This window comes from Thermocrispum municipale DSM 44069, from assembly GCF_000427825.1.
Taxonomy (GTDB): Bacteria; Actinomycetota; Actinomycetes; order Mycobacteriales; family Pseudonocardiaceae; genus Thermocrispum; species Thermocrispum municipale.
This window is the reverse complement of record NZ_ATYT01000009.1, coordinates 1-16686: the sequence shown is the minus strand read 5'-3', so window position 1 is coordinate 16686 and position 16686 is coordinate 1. Positions and strand designations below refer to the sequence as shown.

General features: G+C 68.5%; 17 protein-coding genes. 8 read left to right on the top strand and 9 right to left on the bottom strand.

Going from position 1 to position 16686, the window contains the following annotated elements; translation table 11 throughout:
• Positions 1–69 precede the first annotated feature (69 nt).
• The 5 genes from YWM_RS23155 to YWM_RS0110855 all read right to left on the bottom strand — a co-directional run bounded on the left by YWM_RS23155 (position 70) and on the right by YWM_RS0110855 (position 5937).
• On the bottom strand, positions 70–1131 hold the full coding sequence (locus YWM_RS23155) for a hypothetical protein (protein ID WP_052344773.1): 1062 nt from the start codon (positions 1129–1131) through the stop codon (positions 70–72).
• Complete coding sequence (locus YWM_RS0110870) at positions 1128–2099, bottom strand: hypothetical protein (protein WP_156914742.1); 972 nt, start codon at positions 2097–2099, stop codon at positions 1128–1130. Before YWM_RS0110870 ends, YWM_RS23155 begins: the two co-directional genes overlap by 4 nt.
• 101 nt (positions 2100–2200) lie before the next feature.
• Positions 2201–3607: a helix-turn-helix domain-containing protein gene (locus YWM_RS25195; protein WP_028850749.1), complete on the bottom strand. Its 1407-nt coding sequence runs from the start codon at positions 3605–3607 to the stop codon at positions 2201–2203.
• A gap of 81 nt (positions 3608–3688) precedes the next feature.
• Positions 3689–4360: a response regulator gene (locus tag YWM_RS0110860; protein WP_028850748.1), complete on the bottom strand. Its 672-nt coding sequence runs from the start codon at positions 4358–4360 to the stop codon at positions 3689–3691.
• On the bottom strand, positions 4357–5937 hold the full coding sequence (locus YWM_RS0110855; RefSeq protein ID WP_028850747.1) for a sensor histidine kinase: 1581 nt from the start codon (positions 5935–5937) through the stop codon (positions 4357–4359). Before YWM_RS0110855 ends, YWM_RS0110860 begins: the two co-directional genes overlap by 4 nt.
• A gap of 176 nt (positions 5938–6113) precedes the next feature.
• Between YWM_RS0110855 and YWM_RS0110850 the strand changes: the two genes are divergently transcribed.
• From YWM_RS0110850 to YWM_RS0110840, 3 genes are read left to right on the top strand one after another with little or no spacing between them, the layout of a single operon-like run.
• Positions 6114–7100 (top strand): Bug family tripartite tricarboxylate transporter substrate binding protein, encoded by a 987-nt coding sequence (locus YWM_RS0110850; protein WP_028850746.1) that lies wholly within the window; start codon positions 6114–6116, stop codon positions 7098–7100.
• The gene (locus YWM_RS0110845) at positions 7097–7606 is read left to right on the top strand and encodes a tripartite tricarboxylate transporter TctB family protein (RefSeq protein ID WP_028850745.1); all 510 of its coding nucleotides are present in this window, start codon (positions 7097–7099) and stop codon (positions 7604–7606) included. The genes YWM_RS0110850 and YWM_RS0110845 overlap by 4 nt, the downstream gene beginning before the upstream one ends.
• A gap of 6 nt (positions 7607–7612) precedes the next feature.
• Entirely contained in the window at positions 7613–9118 is a 1506-nt protein-coding gene (locus tag YWM_RS0110840) for a tripartite tricarboxylate transporter permease (protein ID WP_425426541.1), read from the top strand.
• A 257-nt stretch (positions 9119–9375) separates the two neighbouring features.
• Here YWM_RS0110840 and YWM_RS23145 read toward each other — a convergent pair whose 3' ends face one another.
• Positions 9376–10140: a DUF4352 domain-containing protein gene (locus YWM_RS23145; RefSeq protein ID WP_084612322.1), complete on the bottom strand. Its 765-nt coding sequence runs from the start codon at positions 10138–10140 to the stop codon at positions 9376–9378.
• Between the two features lie 313 nt (positions 10141–10453).
• Positions 10454–11353 (bottom strand): aminoglycoside phosphotransferase family protein, encoded by a 900-nt coding sequence (locus YWM_RS0110830; protein ID WP_028850743.1) that lies wholly within the window; start codon positions 11351–11353, stop codon positions 10454–10456.
• Between the two features lie 148 nt (positions 11354–11501).
• Between YWM_RS0110830 and YWM_RS0110825 the strand changes: the two genes are divergently transcribed.
• The 4 genes from YWM_RS0110825 (at position 11502) to YWM_RS0110810 (ending at position 14845) form a co-directional block, all read left to right on the top strand.
• Complete coding sequence (locus YWM_RS0110825) at positions 11502–11978, top strand: helix-turn-helix domain-containing protein (protein WP_245566002.1); 477 nt, start codon at positions 11502–11504, stop codon at positions 11976–11978.
• Positions 11978–12778 carry a DUF2637 domain-containing protein gene (locus YWM_RS0110820; RefSeq protein ID WP_028850741.1) on the top strand — a complete coding sequence of 267 codons (801 nt, stop codon included), beginning with the start codon at positions 11978–11980 and terminating at the stop codon, positions 12776–12778. Before YWM_RS0110825 ends, YWM_RS0110820 begins: the two co-directional genes overlap by 1 nt.
• A gap of 181 nt (positions 12779–12959) precedes the next feature.
• On the top strand, positions 12960–13721 hold the full coding sequence (locus tag YWM_RS0110815) for a MerR family transcriptional regulator (RefSeq protein WP_043660677.1): 762 nt from the start codon (positions 12960–12962) through the stop codon (positions 13719–13721).
• Between the two features lie 185 nt (positions 13722–13906).
• Positions 13907–14845 carry an arsenic resistance protein gene (locus tag YWM_RS0110810; protein WP_211232484.1) on the top strand — a complete coding sequence of 313 codons (939 nt, stop codon included), beginning with the start codon at positions 13907–13909 and terminating at the stop codon, positions 14843–14845.
• A gap of 134 nt (positions 14846–14979) precedes the next feature.
• On the opposite strand, the gene trxB is transcribed toward YWM_RS0110810, so the two are convergent.
• Together trxB and YWM_RS0110800 are read right to left on the bottom strand one after the other, a co-directional pair.
• Positions 14980–15984, bottom strand: a complete 1005-nt coding sequence (gene trxB / locus YWM_RS0110805; RefSeq protein ID WP_028850738.1) for a thioredoxin-disulfide reductase — start codon at positions 15982–15984, stop codon at positions 14980–14982.
• Positions 15981–16394: an arsenate reductase ArsC gene (locus tag YWM_RS0110800; RefSeq protein WP_028850737.1), complete on the bottom strand. Its 414-nt coding sequence runs from the start codon at positions 16392–16394 to the stop codon at positions 15981–15983. Before YWM_RS0110800 ends, trxB begins: the two co-directional genes overlap by 4 nt.
• Before the next feature lie 81 nt (positions 16395–16475).
• Between YWM_RS0110800 and YWM_RS0110795 the strand changes: the two genes are divergently transcribed.
• On the top strand, positions 16476–16686 hold a 211-nt coding region (locus tag YWM_RS0110795), incomplete at its 3' end, for a helix-turn-helix domain-containing protein (protein WP_052344807.1).

Below are 16686 nucleotides of genomic sequence, written 5' to 3'. Positions count from 1 at the left end.
GCTGCCCGGGCACTGCGGCGGCCGCTCTTCACCGTGACCGGTCGAACTCGTCGCTGTGCGCTCGCTCGGCTAATTGCTCTCGGTCGAGGGCGCGCCCTGGCCGTCGTGGACCGGGGTGAACGCCCTGGCGAGCAATTCCGGCGGCGCGCGGTAGGGGTCGAGCGCGCTCAGGCCGGCGTGGTACTTGTCGCTCACCAGCTCGCTGACCAGCCGCCACATCGCCCGTTCCTGGTCCAGCTTGTCCGGCAGGGCAAGGCCGAGCGAGGTGGCCAGCGGGACCCGGCCGAGGTTGACCAGGGCGCGGACGGCTCCTGCCCATTCGTCGGTGGCCACCACGGCCAGGCGATACCAGAGCGCGGACAGCGCGAGCAGAAACAGCACGACCGGGATCACCAGCCACGCGCGGCTGACGGCGCCGAAGACGAGCGAGACAGCGAACGCGCCGGCAACGAGCAGATGGCCGTACAGCAGGCTGATGAAGAAGTCCACGCTCATGCGGGCGTCGTCGGTTTGTTTCCGGGCGGACTCCCCGGCCGCGGCATTCAGTTCGTGCCACAGCGCCTGCGAATCGAGGCGGAATCGGTTGAAGCCGTATTCCTCGAACCGGCGGATCGCGTTGCCGAGCCGGGTCGCCGCGACCTGGCGATCGTCCACCGGATAGCGGTGCAGTCGCTCGTCGAGCAAAGCGATCCACACCGCGCCCTTACGGAAGTCCCTGTCCACGTAATGGCTGGTGACGGGGTGTGCACGGAATTCCGCCAGTGCCGCTCGCTCGGCATCGGTCAACGTGCCCGCTTGTTCACGGGCGACCAGTGCGACGGCGTCCAGGCGGTTCTGCAGCAGGTGCTTTTCGGCCAGGTGACGACGTCGGGCGGCCTGGACGAGCCGTTCGGGCCAGAGAAGGTAGCCCTCGAGGATGCGGTAGAGCGGGGTTTGCAGGGCGGCCAGAACGAGCCCGAGCACCGCCGTGGCGACCAGGACGACGACCGCCGTCCTGCCGTCGAGGCGGAGTTCGTCGAGTCCGGGCGCCAGCACGAACGCGAAGATCAACACGTTGATCAGGCTGGGCAGGATCCAGCCGACCAGCAGCGCCCTCCCGCCCCCGAGAGCGCCCTGCAGGATGCCGGTCATGCCGAGCCCCCCGGATTACGCGGCGTGCGGCGGAAAAGCCGTCGGTACCAGGGCAAGCGGAGATCCGGGTACGGCCGAGGAACCGGGTGTGGTGATGCGGTGTCGGGTGGGCTCGGCGTGGGGGAGGCGTCTGCGCCGGACAGGGCTCGCGGGCCTGGCGGGCGAGTGCCGGCGCCGGGTGGGGGTGCCGCGGTGTCGGTGTGCGGCGGTGCAGGTGGGTTGATGACCGGGCCGGGTGGGAGCGGCGCGGCCTGCGGGTCCGGCGAACTGACCGCAGGGCCCGGCGGCGGAGCTGAGTTCGGCTGCTGCGACAGCATCGGTGGACCGGGTGGCGCAGGCTTGCGCTTCGGGGCAGGGCCGGCCGACCGGCTCTCCGGAGCCGCAAGCGGGTGGTCGAACCCCGGCCCCGGCGGCCGGTCGTACATCGGCGGCGGTTCGGCGATCTTCGGGCCAGGCGGCACGCCGCGCGGAAGACTCCACGGTGGACTCTCCGGCCCGGACGGTCCCGAGGCTCGCTCGGCAAGCATCTCGTCGAGCTCCGCTCCGAGCCGTCGTGATGACGCATCGTCGTCGATCGCTTCGGCGGGCCGGCCGATGTGCCGCAGTGCGTTCGTCACGGCCGCGTGGGCTTCGGAAATCAGGTCCACGACTTGGGCCACCGTGCCCGGCTCGTCATCCGAGCCGGGAGTGACCGGTCCGTTCGCGACCTTCTCCGCCTTGGCCAGTGCTTCCAGCGCGGCGTGCAGATCGCCGGACTCCGGCAGTTGAGCGACCGCGAATTCGGCCCACCGCTGCTTGATCGGCGCGACGGTCTCCGCCAGCTCCGCGAGCACGGCCCGGCAGTGCTGCTCGGGCTCCGGCCCGGAGAGGGACGTCGCGTCAAGTCGCTGCATCGCGCTGGTGATGGCAGCTTTGGCTGTGGTGGTCGTCTCCCAACGGTCCCGGACGACCGGCACGCCCTCTTCCATGAACACAGACCGTACCGGGTCACCGACGCGTGGTCTGCGCAAAAAGCCCTAACCGACCAGCAGAAGTCGGACTGCCCGGCGATCATGGAGCGCCTGCGGGACTACGCCCCTTCCGGTGGCAATTCCTCCAGCACAAAACGAACCAACGCGATGCGCGACGTCAGCCCGAGCCGTCGATAAATGTTGTGCAGGTGCGTGGTGATCGTGCGCGGGCTCAGGTAGAGCTTCTGCGCGATCTCCGAATTGGACAACCCGGCCGCGGCCAACCTCGCCACCTCTTCTTCCCGCGCGCTGAGCGGCCGCGTCCCACGCTGCCTGGCGGTGCCGGGCACTCGCTGACCACGCCGACGCAGCAGTCTACGGGCGCGGTTGACCTGAGGCTGTGCCCCGAGCCGTTCGAAGACGCGCAGGCTGTCCTCGATCTCGCCGGGCTGCGTCGCATCCAGTTCGGCGAGATCGACACAGGCGACGGCAGCCTCGTAGATGAACCCCAGCTCGAGCAACCTGTCCGCGGCGGCTCGCAGGAGCGTCGGGTCGGACTCGACCGATCCACGAATCCGGTCCGCCATCGCCGCCGGGTAGGGCGCGGCCGGCCCCATGGCCGCCGGCGTGTCCGCGATCGTCAGCGCTTCCGGGGACATTCCCGCCGCCTGCCACGCTTCGGCCGCGAGGGTCACGACCGCGACGGGCACGCCGGACAACGGAGCGTGGCTGGCCTCGTGGATCCAGCGGCCTTCCGGCACCTCGATCGGCACCGGGATGCCCTCGTCGGCGAGCGAGGTGATCGGCCGCGCCTGCAGGACGACCAGCTCGCCGTCGGCGGTCAGGGCCCACTCCACGTCTTGCGGGCCGCCCTGCACGTCCGCGATGCGCCGCGCCAAGCCGGCGATCTCGTCCGCGGTACCTGCGTCGATCACCTGGTCGGCGTCCGGCGTCCTCCGGCCGGCCCGGGTGCGGACCTCCCAACGCTCGGGCGTGACCGCGCCGGACACCAGCTGATCTCCCAGACCGCGAACCGCGTCGATGACCACCACGTCGCGGTCCCCACTCACCGGGTCGGCGGTGAACGCCACCCCGGCGGCTGCCGCGTCCACCATCGGCTGGATCAGCACCGCCACACCCGCGGGCTCGACATCGCCCGAATACGACAGCACACCGGGGGCGCTGGCCGAGGACCGGCATTTGGCCACCGCCGCGTGCAGTGCGGACTCGCCCCGCACGTTCAAAACGGTCGTGTACATGCCTGCGTAGGAGGCATCAGGAAGGTCCTCGGCGACCCCGGACGAACGCACCGCGACCGGCACGTTCCCCCAACGGCCGATCGCCTCGGTCAGGGCGCTGGTGGAAACGTCGTCGCTCCCGGCCGGAATGACCACACCGTCCGGCACCGGCAATCCGGCCGCCTTGAGCGCGGCCAGTGTTGCGGCCTTGGTGCCGACCACGTCAGGGTCGGTCGCCTTGGTCAATGGAACGAGCACGTCGGTGGCTTCGCTGCGTTGCGCCGTCATCGCTGACTCCCCTCCGGCATAAGGCCATCCTCCGCCGGTACGTAGCCAGCGCGACATACAGCGCGCTACGTATTTCCTGGGCTAGCCGGTCCAGCGGTAGCGCCGCTCCGGGCGTCCGCTGCCGCCGTACCGCAGCCGCACCTCGGCGCGCCCGGTGGCCACGAAATGCTCCAGGTAGCGCCGCGCGCTGACCCGTGACAGCGCGGTGCGTTCGGCGCACTCGGTGGCGGACAGGTCGGTGTCCGCTTCCCGCAGCGTGCGCTCGACCACCGTGGACGTCTCGGCGCTGAACCCCTTGGGCAGGTTCGCGGTGACCGGCGGGCGGGTGCCGAACACCTTGTCGACGTCGGCCTGCGTGGCTTCGGACATCGTGCCCAGCTTGGCCCGCATGGCCGCGAAGTGCTGCAACTGGTCGTACAGAGCGCCGTAGTTGAACGGCTTGATCAAGTAGTGCAGCACGCCACCGCGCATGGCTTGCCGGACTGTCTCGACGTCGGTCGCCGCGCTGATCACGATGACGTCGATCTCGTGGTACGGGTCGGCCCGGATGTTGCGCAGCACGTTGACGCCGTCGATGTCCGGCAGGTAGATGTCCAGCAGCACCAGGTCGGGCCGCAGCGAACGCACTTGACGAAGGGCGTCCGCGCCCGTGTGCGCCATCCCCACCACCCGGAACCCAGGCGTCTTCTGCACGTAGCCGCTGTGCACCTTGGCCACCATGAAGTCGTCGTCGACCACCAGCACGTCGATCACGCCGGCACCTCCGGGCGGATCGGGAGCTGGGCGGTGAACACCGCCCCGTCGGCGTTGGTGACGTCGACCCTTCCGCCGCGGCGGACGCACGTCTGCCGGGTGATGGCCAACCCGAGCCCACGCTGTCCGTCCTGCTCGGCCACGTTGGTGGTGAACCCGTGCCGGAACACCTCCTGCGCGATCTCCGGCGCCACGCCCGGACCGTTGTCGCGCACCGTCACCACCACCTCGTCGGCGACCGTGCGGAGGTCGACCTCGATGCTCTGGTCCGCGGCGGCCTGTCCGCGCAGCACCTCCAACGCGTTGTCGATCAGATTGCCCAGCACGGTGACCAGGTCGGCGGTGAGGTGCTCGTCGACCTCGTCCAGCCGACTGTCCGGGGTAAGCCGGAGTGCCACGTTGTGCTCGGCCGCCTGGCTCGCCTTGGCGACCAGCAACGCGGCGACCGCGGAGTTGCGTATCTTGCCGGTGACTTCGGACTGCAGCTGCCCGCGCGCGTCGGACACCCGCGTCACGAACCGTTTCACGTCGTCGTACTCGCCCAGTTCGATCAGCCCGGCGATGGTGTGCAGCGTGTTGCTGAACTCGTGCGCCTGCGCCCGCAGGGTCTCCGTCGTGGTGCGGGTGGCGTCGAGCTGATCGCGCAGTTGCTCGAGCTCGGTGTGATCGCGCAACGTCACCACCGAGCCGATTTGCGTGCCGTCCCTGGTGATCGGCATCCGGTTCATGACCAGCACGCGCCCGCGCCGCAAACCGATCTGGTTGGCGCCTTCCGCGCGACCGGTGAGCACGTCGACCAGCCGTTCGTTGAGTCCCAGTTCGTCGACCCGCCTGCCGACCGCCTCGGACGTCAGCGACAGCAGCTTGGCCGCCTGGTCGTTGAGCAACGTCACCCGGTGCTGCTGATCCAGGCCGACCACGCCCTCCTTGATGCCGTGCAGCATCGCCTCACGGTGCTCGACCAGTCCGACGATCTCCACCGGCTCGAGGCCGAGCGTCTGCTTCTTCACCCACCACGCCAGCCACACCGACGCGGCCGCACCCAAGCCGGTGGCGATCCCCAGCATGGCCAGCATCTCCGCGGGCGACTCGGTGATCGCCTGCCACACCGAAGGCTGCGCCTGGTGGGCGGCCACGTACCCGACGAGCTGCTGATCGTCGTTGATCACCGGGACGTGCGCGACGATGTCGCCGTCGATCTCCCCGACCCACGCGCGGCCGTCGAACACCGTCGACTCGCCGCGGGGGAGCGGGCGGCCCACCGCGTCAGGGTCCGGGGACGTCAGCACACGTCCGTCGCGGTCGGCGATGACCACCGCGCTCACCCCGGACAACGCCCGCGCGTTCTCCGCGAACGGCGCGACGTCCTGCGCCGCCGCCGGAGCGCTCAACGTCTGCCCGACGGAGGCGTTGGCGGCCACGCTTTCTGCGATGCTCAGCAGTTTCCGGCCCTCGGTCCGGCGGAACGTGTCCCGCGACTGCGCGACGCTGACCGCCACCACCGCCGCGAGCAGCCCGAGCACGATGAGCAGCTGCAGCGCCAGCACCTTTCGGCCGAGCGAGCCTTTCTTGCCCACCCGCGTGCACCTCCTGGCCGATCAGGGGGATGTTTCAGTGTGGCGTGCCGGGAACGAGCCCGGAAGACAGTGCGCTGTGAACAAAACGACCACAACGACCGCAGCGGACGTAACGCAGACGACACATCGCGTCAGCCCCCACCATGCCAGGCAGTCTGACGAAAGGCAGGGATGACATGAAGGTGCGCGGCAAGGTACGCAGCGCGGCTGCCGTGATCGTGGCGCTGCTCCTGCTTGCCGGGTGCGGAGCGAACGCCGGGTCCGGCGACAAGCTCTCCGGTATGCGGATCATGGTGCCCAACTCGCCCGGCGGTGGGTACGACATCACCGCACGCACGGCCGCGAAGGTGCTCGAGGAGTCCGGGCTGGCGCGCAACGTCGAGGTGTTCAACCTGCCCGGCGCGGGTGGCACGGTCGGTCTCGGCAGGCTGGTCGGCGAGAAGGGCAACGGCAAGCTGCTGATGTCCATGGGGCTTGGCGTGGTCGGCAGCGTCTTCACCAACAAGTCGCCCGCCACGCTGCAGGACACCACGCCGATCGCCAAGCTCATCGAGGAGCCGGACATCATCGCGGTGTCGGCCAAGTCGAAGTACAAGAACATCGAGCAGCTGTTGGCGGACTGGAAGGCCGATCCCGCCGGCCTGGCCGTCGGCGGTGGCTCGTCGCGCGGTGGGCCGGACCACCTGGCGGCCATGCTGACCGCCAAGGGAGCTGGCGTCCAGCCGAAGAAGGTCAACTTCGTCTCCTACGACGGCGGTGGTGACCTGCTCGCGGCCATCCTCGGTGACAAGCTCGCCTTCGGTGTGTCCGGCGTCAGCGAATGGCGCGACCAGATCGACGCCGGTCAGCTGCGGGTGCTGGCGGTGACCAGCGACCAGCGAGTCGAGGGCATCGACGCGCCGACGCTGAAGGAGGCGGGGCTGGACGTCCAGTTCACCAACTGGCGCGGGATCGTGGCGCCTCCGGGGATCAGCGACTCCGACCGCAAGAAGCTGATCGACACCGTGCAGCGCATGCACGACTCGAAGGAGTGGAAGCAGGCGCTGGAGAACAACGGCTGGACCGACGCGTTCCAGATCGGTGAGCAGTTCGGCGCGTTCCTGAAGGAACAGAACGAGCAGGTCGAGACGGTGCTGAGCGATCTGGGGCTGTCGTCGTCATGAGTACGCGGAACCTGACCGGACGGCTGGCCGGGAAGTCGGAGCTGGGGGTCGCAGGATTCCTGGCGGTGCTGGGCGTCCTGGTCATCGTCGAAGCGGCGAGCCTGCCCCCGGCGATCGGGCAGTTCGGGCCGATCGGGCCGGACGTCGTGCCCTACATCGTGGGCGGACTGCTGCTGGTGACCGCCGGGTTGCTGGCCGTCGACGTGCTGCGGGGTGGCCGCGGAGAGGCCGAGTCCGGTGAGGACATCGACCTGTCGGTCCCACCGGAGTGGCGCACGGTGTTGCTGCTGGCCGCCGCGTTCGCCGCGAACATCGTGCTGATCGACACGGCGGGTTTCCTGGTGTCCGGGACCGTGCTCTTCTGGGGTTCGGTCTACGCGCTGGGTAGCCGCCGGTACCTGCGTGACGGCCTGATCGCGGTCGCCGTCACGGTGCTGACCTACCTGCTGTTCGCCTACTCGCTGGGCGTTCCGCTGCCGCTCGGGCCGCTGGACGGGGTGATCTGAGTGGACGTGCTCAGCAACCTGCTCGACGGATTCGCCACCGCGCTGACTGTCGAGCACCTGCTGCTGGCCGCGCTGGGCGTGCTGCTCGGCACGGCGATCGGGGTGCTGCCCGGCATCGGGCCCGCTATGGCGGTGGCGCTGCTGCTGCCGATCACCTACAGCATCGAGGCGACCGGCGCGTTCATCATGTTCGCCGGCATCTACTACGGCGGCATGTTCGGCGGTTCGACCACGTCGATCCTGTTGAACACGCCGGGGGAGACGGCCGCGGTGGTGACGGCCATCGAAGGCCATCCGATGGCGAAGAAAGGCCGCGGCGCGCAGGCGCTGGCCACGGCGGCCATCGGACATTTCGTCGGCGGCATGGTCGGAACGATTTTGCTGGTCGCGCTGGCGCCGTTGGTCGCCGACTTCGCGGTGAACATCGGCGCGCCGGACTTCGTCGCGGTGATGCTGCTGGCGTTCATCGCCGTGACGTCGGTGCTGGGCAAGTCCCGGGTGCGCGGGTTCGCCTCGCTGGCCATCGGGCTGACGATCGGATTGATCGGGCTCGACCCGGTCACCGGGCAGCAGCGCCTGACGTTCGGGTCGCTGCATCTGGTCGACGGCATCGACGTCGTGGTCGTGGCCGTCGGGTTGTTCGCCGTGGGGGAGGCGCTGTGGGTCGCCGCGAATCTGCGGCGCACCGCGGGCAAGCCGATCCCGGTGGGGCGGCCGTGGCTGAACCGGGACGACGTGCGGCGCTCGTGGAAACCGTGGCTGCGCGGTCCGGTGATCGGGTTCCCGTTCGGTGCGGTGCCCGCGGGTGGGGCGGAGATCCCGACCTTCCTGTCGTATGTGACGGAGAAGCGGCTGTCGCGGCGCAAGGACGAGTTCGGCAAGGGCGCGATCGAAGGTGTGGCGGGCCCGGAGTCGACGGCCAGCGCGTCGGCGGCGGGCACACTGACCGCGATGCTCACGCTCGGCCTGCCGACCACGGCGGTGGCCGCGGTGATGCTGGCCGCGTTCCAGCAGTACGGCATCCAGCCCGGTCCGCTGTTGTTCGAGCGGGAGTCGGAGCTGGTGTGGGCGTTGATCGCCAGCCTGTTCATCGGGCTGACGCTGTTGCTGCTGCTGAACCTGCCGTTGGCGCCGCTGTGGGCCAGGCTGCTGCGGATCCCGCGGCCGTACCTGTACGCCGGGATCCTGTTCTTCGCCAGTGTGGGTGCCTACGCGGTGAGCTCGGACGTGGTGGACCTGGTGATGCTGCTGGTCATCGGCCTGATCGGGTTGATGATGCGCCGGTTCGGGCTGCCGGTGCTGCCCGCGATCATCGCGGTGATCCTCGGCCCGAGCGTGGAGAACCAGTTGCGGCGGGCGTTGCAGTTGTCCGGCGGTGACCTCGGTGGGCTGGTGAACACCACGTTCTCCGTCGTGGTCTATTGCGTGATCGCGGCGATTTTGCTGTGGCCGCTCATCGCGCGGCTGGTGCGCAAGTTCGCCCGGCCGAAGGTGGACTCGCACGCCGGCTGAGCGTCCCGACGAACGCCCTCTGACCCGGTCGCGGTCAGAGGGCGTTCGCCGCGGGGACACGACGATGCTGAAAGTTCTCACGCGCGGGAGTGTCCGGGCCCAGCCGGGTTTCCCGGGGTGAGGCGCCAGATCCTGCCGCCTCGCCGACGCGCGATGCCGTTCAGACGACGTGGTCGTCGGGGCAGAGGCCCGGCCCTCGACTCGCGATGTTCGCAGATCGAAGGCCGGTTCCGGGATCTCCGCAGAATACCGGTCAGCTAGCGCAGCAATACTTGCGCGCCGCCGCTGAAAGGCGAGTCGTGAAACTCCATCGCAGTCAGCTTCGTGCCCTTTGGCACGTCGAACACCAGGATGCCGTTCACGCTGTTCCCAGGGTTGATCTCGTTCAGAAACGCTTCTGAATTCTCCAGGTAGATCCCGGCTTCGGTGTCCGCGGCGTACTCGTTACCGGAAGCGTCGAGAGCTTTCTGGTTGGAGTCGTCGAACAGCTGTGGCTCCGACCCGATGTTGGCGACCTTGACATGCACGAGACAGAACTGACCCTGTGCCCGCTTGTCGAGGTATTCGGAGCCGATTCGACGTTTGCCACAGTCGACCTTGCGTGCGGTGAACTCGAATTTGCCGTCGCGGACCGCGCTGCCTTTCGGAGCAGGTCCGGAGCTGTCCGTGGATGCTTCGTCGACGGCGGCGGTGTCCTGGCCCGGGCCGGCCGATGAAGAGTCGGAGTCGGAGCCTGCTTGGCCGATGAGCCAGACGGCCGCGACGATGGCGAGGATCGTGCCGACGGCACCTCCGGCTTTACCGCCCTTGTTGGCCGGTTGCGGACTTGGTGGTGGGGCGGGCTGCCATCCGTATTGCTGCGGCGGCGGAGGGGGTGCTGCCTGCCATCCGGGTGGCTGCTGCGGAGGTGGTAGCTGCCATCCAGGTGGTTGCTGTGGCTGGCTCTGCTGGTCGTATTGGTGATGGTTCGGCTGCCCGTGTGACTGATGCGGCAGCCCGTGCTGGCCCGGCGGATAGGTCATCGTGGAACAGGTTCTCCTCTGGATCGAGACGCATCCACTTATTCGCCGCTTTTCCGCCGACAGTTACCGGCCTCCGGCGCTTTGTGGTGATCTCTCACCGAGAAGTACCGCAATGGGCGACTCAGGGTGACTGACGTCTACTTTGTGTATGACCGATGAGTGGCCGGACTGGTCACCGTGTTCGGGTTCCGGCCTCGTCGGGCCTTTCCTGTCGTTTTTCCTCGGCTCGAATAAATGCGCACACAAGCCGCGCGAAATTTCAGAGGCAGCAAGGCTTCGTCGTCGGCGCCGTCGTGGGCGGTCCGGGGCGCTGTCAGAGCTCTTCCAGCACCGCTCGGATCACGTGACGGGCGTTGTGCGCCATCGCCGGGTTGGTGACGCGGTAGTAGGGCAGCGCGATCAAGGCTTGGGAGAGCGCCCGGCCGCGGCCTCTGGTCCAGGTGGCGTCGTCCACGTTCACTACCTGGCGAAAGGTCTGCCGCGCCTCGGCGGGCAACAGGGTCCATGCCGGGAAGAGATCGCAGGCCGGGTCGCCTGCCCCCGTGGTGCCGAAATCGATCACGGCCGTCAACCGGCCGTCGGCGATGAGCACGTTGGCCGGCAGCAGGTCGGCGTGCAGCCACACCGGTGGGCCGTCCCATTCCGGGGCGCGCAGCGCCTGCTCCCAGGCCGCGGTCGCCGCATCGCAGTCGATGCTTTCCTCTGGAAGACCACGAAGCTCCTCGATGGCCGACCGTGTCTCTTCGTCGAGCAAGGCGAGTGGCCCGCCCCGGTGGGCCCGCGGCGCGCCCGGCAGGGTGACACTGCGCATGGCGACGACGAACTCGCCCAGGTCCCTGGCCAGCTGTGCCGGTTTGCTCAGCGCGTCCGGGTCGGGGTTCTTTCCGTCCAGCCAGCGGTACACCGCCCACTGCGCGGGATAGTCGTCGGTCGGTTCCCCGACCGCCAGCACGTGCGGGATGGTGACGGGCAGGTGGGGCGCAAGACGCGGCAGCCACTCCAGCTCCCGCGCCAGATCCGCCGCGGCATCCGTCACCAACGGCAGTCGCACCACCATGGTGTCGCCCAGCCGATACAGAGCATTGACCGTGCCCCCGGACGGAACCCGCTCCACGGACAGGTCCGCCCATTGCGGGAACTGCGCGGCGATCAGGCGCTGGACGAGCCCCTCGTCGATGGACAGCTGATCAGGGTGCATCTGCGTCGTGCTCATCGCGGTCATTCGACCGTCGCATCCCGACGGACGTCAATTGGATTTCCACGTCGATGCTCGGGTGGCGCCGGAATGATCAGTGAGCCGCCCAGCCGGCAGATCGCACCGGATGGCTCCAGGAACGAAAAAGGCCACCCGCGAACCGCGGATGGCCTCGTTCATCAGGCTTGTTCGGGTGGAGGTTAGGGGAGCTTACTCGAACACAAAGGCCCAGGTCAGCGCCCTGGAAACGCTGCGAACGAAGCTGCCGGACCTGGCTACACCGCCCCAACCGACACCGAAGCGGGCAAAGCCCGGCCGCACCCGGCGCCTCCCCGACGACCAGGTGCAGCAACTGATCGAGGGCTACAAGTCGGGCGCCACCGTCTACGAGCTGGGTGATCAGTTCGGCATCGAGCGCCGCACTGTCAGCGCGATCCTGCATCGCCACGGTGTCCCGATGCGTCGCCGCGGCCTGTCCGAGGAACAGATCGACGACGCCGTCCGGCTCTACAACCAGAGGTGGTCGCTGGCCCGGATCGGCGACCGCATGGGCGTCGCCGCCGGCACCGTCCGCCAACGCCTCCACGAACGGGGCGTCATGATGCGCGACACCCAGGGACAGCCTCGGGCAGGTGAGGTCTGATGCGCACCGAGCCAGCCACATTCCAGCCTCCCCCCGATCGATCACTACGTCTGCAGTGCGCGTGCACGCTGCTGGTGGCCGTGGCGGCGGCCTACGTCTCCTATCGGCACGGCCGTGAGTTCGCCCTGCGGTTTGGCGCCGACGAGACCACCGCCACCCTCTGGCCGCTTATCGTTGATGGCTTGTTGACGATGGCCACTATCGAGCTGTGGAAGGCTGGTCACCGTCATTGCGCCACCGGGCAGTGGAAGGCGTGGCTTTCGTTTGCCCTCGGGATCGGGTTGTCGCTGTGCGCCAACATCGCCTCCGCACCCGAGCTGAACGCCTTCTCCATCGCCGTAGCCGCCTGCCCACCCCTGGCACTGCTGCTGTCAGTCGAACTCCTCAACCAGGCACTCAAGCGCCGCCGCGCGGAGACGACGAGTGGGACCGTTCCCGAGTCCGACGAAGCCGGATCAGCGCAGCCGGATTCGGCGGACTCGGGCAAGGACAGTCCGGCACTGGAGGCTCCCGACGAGGCTGAGGATGTGCCAGCGCTGCGCACAGTGGTGAACAACGTGCCTGGTCACAGCGCCGACAGTGCCGACGCTGGCTCAGAGGTACCGCACGGTGAGGATGATGATCCGCTGCGCGAGGAGGCATACCGGCTCGACGCCGAACACTGGAACCTGCACCAGCGTCCGATCTCAGCCGACACTCTCCGCCGGAAGCTCAGCATCGGCTCAACACGAGCCCGCGCCCTCACCCACCACATCCGCCAGTACCGCCAACCCGGAGCGGCGCTGGCAGCGGTGGAATAGGGAGCTAGCCGACCGGGTCACGCCCATCAACCGATCGCGACCGGACGCCTGGCCTGCGGTCTTATCGGACCGCAGGCGCCGGGCCAACGCCTTGGGCCGCGATCGCCTGAAGGGGGCTGGCGAGCGCTCGCGCTTGACCTTCGAGTCGGCTTGAAGGTTTACCGTCAAGAGCGTGAGCACGATGCGGATCTCTCAGCTCGCCGAGCGCTGCGGCGTCCCGGCGACCACGCTGCGTTTTTATGAAGGCGCAGGGCTGTTGCCCGCCGAGAGGACCCCGGCTGGCTACCGCTTGTACGGCGAGGACGCCGTCGAACGCCTGGCGTTCATCGGCGCCGCCAAACACCTCGGGCTGCCGCTGGAGGAGATCAGCGAAATGCTCACCGTGTGGGAGACCGGCTCCTGCAAAGAGGTCAAGGCTGATCTACGGCCCCGGATCGCTGCGCGTCTGGACGAAGCTCAGCAGCGCGTCGCCGAGCTGACCGTCTTCACCGCCTCGCTGCACGCCGCCCTGGACCACCTGGACGCGCTGCCCGACCGCGACCAGCCATGCGATCCACACTGCGGGTTCCTCACCGGCCCCCGACCCGCCGGGCCGACAGGCGGTGCGATCACCTTCAACCGGCGTACTCCCGAGCAGGAAACCGAGCGATGGCAGACCGCGCCCGTAGCCTGCTCACTCACTGGAGACGACATGACCGCACGGGCCGCCACCTGGCACGCGGCCCTGGACGGCGCTACACGCACACCAATCGCCGACGGGCTCCGAATGACCTTGCCCGCCGAACGCATCGCGCGCATCGCCGAACTAGCCGTCGCCGAGCAGCAGTGCTGCCCCTTCTTCGACTTCCGTCTCCACCTCGACGGCCCTGACCTCCACCTAGAGGTCCGCGCGCCAGCCGAGGCGGCAGACCTGCTGGCCGAACTGTTCGGCCCAGCTACCTGATCGCCACGGCATTCCCACTCACCCCACGTCGAGACCATCGCGCGGCGCATCGGCACGCTGTGACTGGCTGGAGGACAGCGGGCTCACACACAGCAGAACCCAGATGCAGTCCAGGCCCCCCGGTAGGACCGAATATGCCAGGAGAGAACGCAGTGTCGGAGCAAGCACACGGTCTGGTCGCGGCGATGGAGCGCCACCAGGTCGCGGTCTACGTGGCGGCGATGGCGACCGGAGCGCTCGTGGGCTTGACCCTCCCAACCGTCGGGCCGGGCCTGGAACACGCGATCAACCCAGTGCTCGCGGCTCTGCTGTACGTGACGTTCTTGCAGGTGCCCGTCGCCGAACTGGGTCGCTCGCTGCGGGCCGGCCGGTTTCTTACGGCCGTGCTGGTGGTCAACTTCCTCGTCGTGCCGCTGGTCGTCGCCGCGATGTTTGCCTTCCTACCTGCTGATCAAGCCGTGCGGATGGGCGTGCTGTTGGTGCTGCTCACCCCCTGCGTCGATTACGTGATCGTGTTCAGTTCCCTGGCCGGCGGCAGCAGTCAGCGGCTCCTGGCTGCCACCCCGCTGCTGCTCGCCCAGATGGTGCTCCTGCCGGGATACCTCTACCTGTTCATGGGCTCGAAACTGGCCGACATCGTCGAACCCGGACCGTTCATCGAGGCGTTCCTCGTGCTGATCGTCATTCCGCTGACGCTGGCCTGGCTCACCCAAGCCTGGGCCGCCCGCCGCTCGGTCGGCCGGAAAGCCGCCGACGCGATGGGCACGGCGATGGTGCCGCTCATGGCCGCGACCCTGCTGACCGTTGTCGCCTCCCAGGTGCCGAAGCTGGGCAACCACCTGGGCAAGGTTGCCCAGGTGGTCCCCTTCTACGTGCTCTTCCTGCTCGTCATGGCCTTCGTAGGTCTCGCCGTCAACCGCCTATTCCGCCTGAACAGACCCGACGGCCGCGCCATCGTGTTCACCGGCGCGACGCGCAACTCCCTAGTTGTCCTTCCGCTGGCGCTGGCACTGCCGGACAGGCTCGCCATCGCCGCGGTCGTCGTGGTCACCCAGACCCTCGTCGAGGTCATCGGCATGGTGATCTACGTCAGAGCCATCCCCCGGCTCCTGCCCGTCCGCTAACGACCGACGTCATCCACGAGCAGCGGAACCTCATTGCTGGCAGGGCAGCAAACCGACAGCCGAATAGACGAATCGTGGCCCTGACCCGGCACGGATCAAGGTCCGACCGGATCAGGGCCACGAGAGGCGGGAGGTCAACGCGCGGCGGCGCCGACCTCGGTGATGTATCCGCCGCCTGTGTGCTCGGGCGCAATGTGCGCAGCGTTGGTCGCTTCTTCTTCGGCGAGCCAGCGTTCGGCGTCGATGGCTGCCGCACAGCCGGAGCCGGCCGCGGTGATGGCCTGGCGGTAGGTCTTGTCGACCAGGTCGCCCGCTGCGAAGACGCCGGGGATTCCGGTGTGCGTGGTGGGCTGTTGTACGAGGACGTAGTTCTCGTCGTCGACGTCGAGTTGGTCGCGGACCAGTTCGCTGCGGGGGTCATGCCCGATCGCGACGAACATGCCGCTGACCGGAAGCTCGGAATCGGCACCGGTGACTGTGTCCTGCAGCTTCAACCCGGTGACCGCGGTGTCGCCGACGACCTCGGTGACGACGGCGTTGGTGCGCCACTTGATCTTCTCGTTCGCGCGGGCGCGTTCGAGCATGATCTTGGAGGCACGGAACTCCTCACGGCGGTGGATGATCGTCACCGAGCGGGCGAAGCGGGTCAGGAAGGTCGCTTCCTCCATCGCCGAGTCCCCGCCACCCACGACGGCGATGTCCTGGTCACGGAAGAAGAACCCGTCACAGGTGGCGCAGGAAGAAACGCCGCGCCCGAGCAGTCGTTCCTCGCCGGGCACTCCGACGTAGCGGGCGGCGGCGCCCATCGCGAGGATGATGGCCTTGGCCCGGTACTCGACGCCATTGGCGAGGACCGTTTTCGTCTCGCCGCTGAGGTCGATGTTCTCGACGTCCTCGGTTCTCAGTTCGGCACCGAAGCGCTGGGCTTGGTTGCGCATCTGCTCCATGAGGTCTGGACCCATGATGCCGTCACGGAAGCCCGGGTAGTTCTCGACCTCGGTGGTGGTCATCAACGCGCCACCGAACTGAGTGCCCTCGAACACGAGCGGTTCGAGTTCGGCCCGAGCGGCATACACGGCGGCGGTGTATCCGGCCGGGCCGGAGCCGACGATGATCAGGTTGCGGATCTCGCTCGTCACCGCGCGGCCTCCGGTGCCAGTTCGGCGAGCAGGCTGGTCACGCGGCGGTCGATCTCGTCGCGGATGGCGCGGACCTCCTCGACCGACTTCCCGGCGGGGTCGTCGAGTTCCCAGTCGAGGTAGCGCTTGCCGGGGAAGACCGGGCAGGCATCCCCGCAGCCCATCGTGATCACGACGTCGGCGGCCTCGACCGCCTCGGTCGTCAGGGGCTTGGGGAACTCCTGGGAGAGGTCAAGGCCGAGTTCGGCCATCGCGAGCACCACCGCCGGGTTGATCGTCTCGGCCGGTGCCGAGCCGGCGGAACGGACGGTGACCCGACCTTGGGCACGGTGGTGCAGCAGCGCGGCGGCCATCTGGGATCGGCCCGCATTGTGCACGCAGACGAACAGCACTTCGGGGGTCGAGGACACGAGGACTCCTTGGTTCTTGGTGTCGCGCGTCAGACTTTGTGGCTCAGGGGTTATGTAGGTTCCTGAGCAGGAGGTATGACGATGAGCCGTCCCCCGGTGTTCCCGGTGGAGGACAAGATCCGGATCGTGCTGAGCGTGCTGTCCGGGGAGATGACGATCGCCGAGGCCGCTCGGCGGAACAAGGTCTCGGAGCAGTCGGTGTCGCGGTGGAAGGCCCAGTTCCTCGAGGGCGGCCGGGCCGGGGTTGCCGAGGGCGGTAAGGCCGGTCCCTCGAGTCGTGAGGAGCAGTTGC

What these genes read in the sequence shown, in the direction of transcription:
- YWM_RS23155 (WP_052344773.1), bottom strand. Translation starts at nt 1,131, where the DNA reads ATGACCGGCATCCTGCAGGGCGCTCTCGGGGGCGGGAGGGCGCTGCTG.
- YWM_RS0110870 (WP_156914742.1), bottom strand. Translation starts at nt 2,099, where the DNA reads ATGGAAGAGGGCGTGCCGGTCGTCCGGGACCGTTGGGAGACGACCACC.
- YWM_RS25195 (WP_028850749.1), bottom strand. Translation starts at nt 3,607, where the DNA reads ATGACGGCGCAACGCAGCGAAGCCACCGACGTGCTCGTTCCATTGACC.
- YWM_RS0110850 (WP_028850746.1), top strand. Translation starts at nt 6,114, where the DNA reads ATGAAGGTGCGCGGCAAGGTACGCAGCGCGGCTGCCGTGATCGTGGCG.
- YWM_RS0110845 (WP_028850745.1), top strand. Translation starts at nt 7,097, where the DNA reads ATGAGTACGCGGAACCTGACCGGACGGCTGGCCGGGAAGTCGGAGCTG.
- YWM_RS23145 (WP_084612322.1), bottom strand. Translation starts at nt 10,140, where the DNA reads ATGACCTATCCGCCGGGCCAGCACGGGCTGCCGCATCAGTCACACGGG.
- YWM_RS0110830 (WP_028850743.1), bottom strand. Translation starts at nt 11,353, where the DNA reads ATGAGCACGACGCAGATGCACCCTGATCAGCTGTCCATCGACGAGGGG.
- YWM_RS0110825 (WP_245566002.1), top strand. Translation starts at nt 11,502, where the DNA reads ATGGCCTCGTTCATCAGGCTTGTTCGGGTGGAGGTTAGGGGAGCTTAC.
- YWM_RS0110820 (WP_028850741.1), top strand. Translation starts at nt 11,978, where the DNA reads ATGCGCACCGAGCCAGCCACATTCCAGCCTCCCCCCGATCGATCACTA.
- YWM_RS0110815 (WP_043660677.1), top strand. Translation starts at nt 12,960, where the DNA reads ATGCGGATCTCTCAGCTCGCCGAGCGCTGCGGCGTCCCGGCGACCACG.
- YWM_RS0110810 (WP_211232484.1), top strand. Translation starts at nt 13,907, where the DNA reads ATGGAGCGCCACCAGGTCGCGGTCTACGTGGCGGCGATGGCGACCGGA.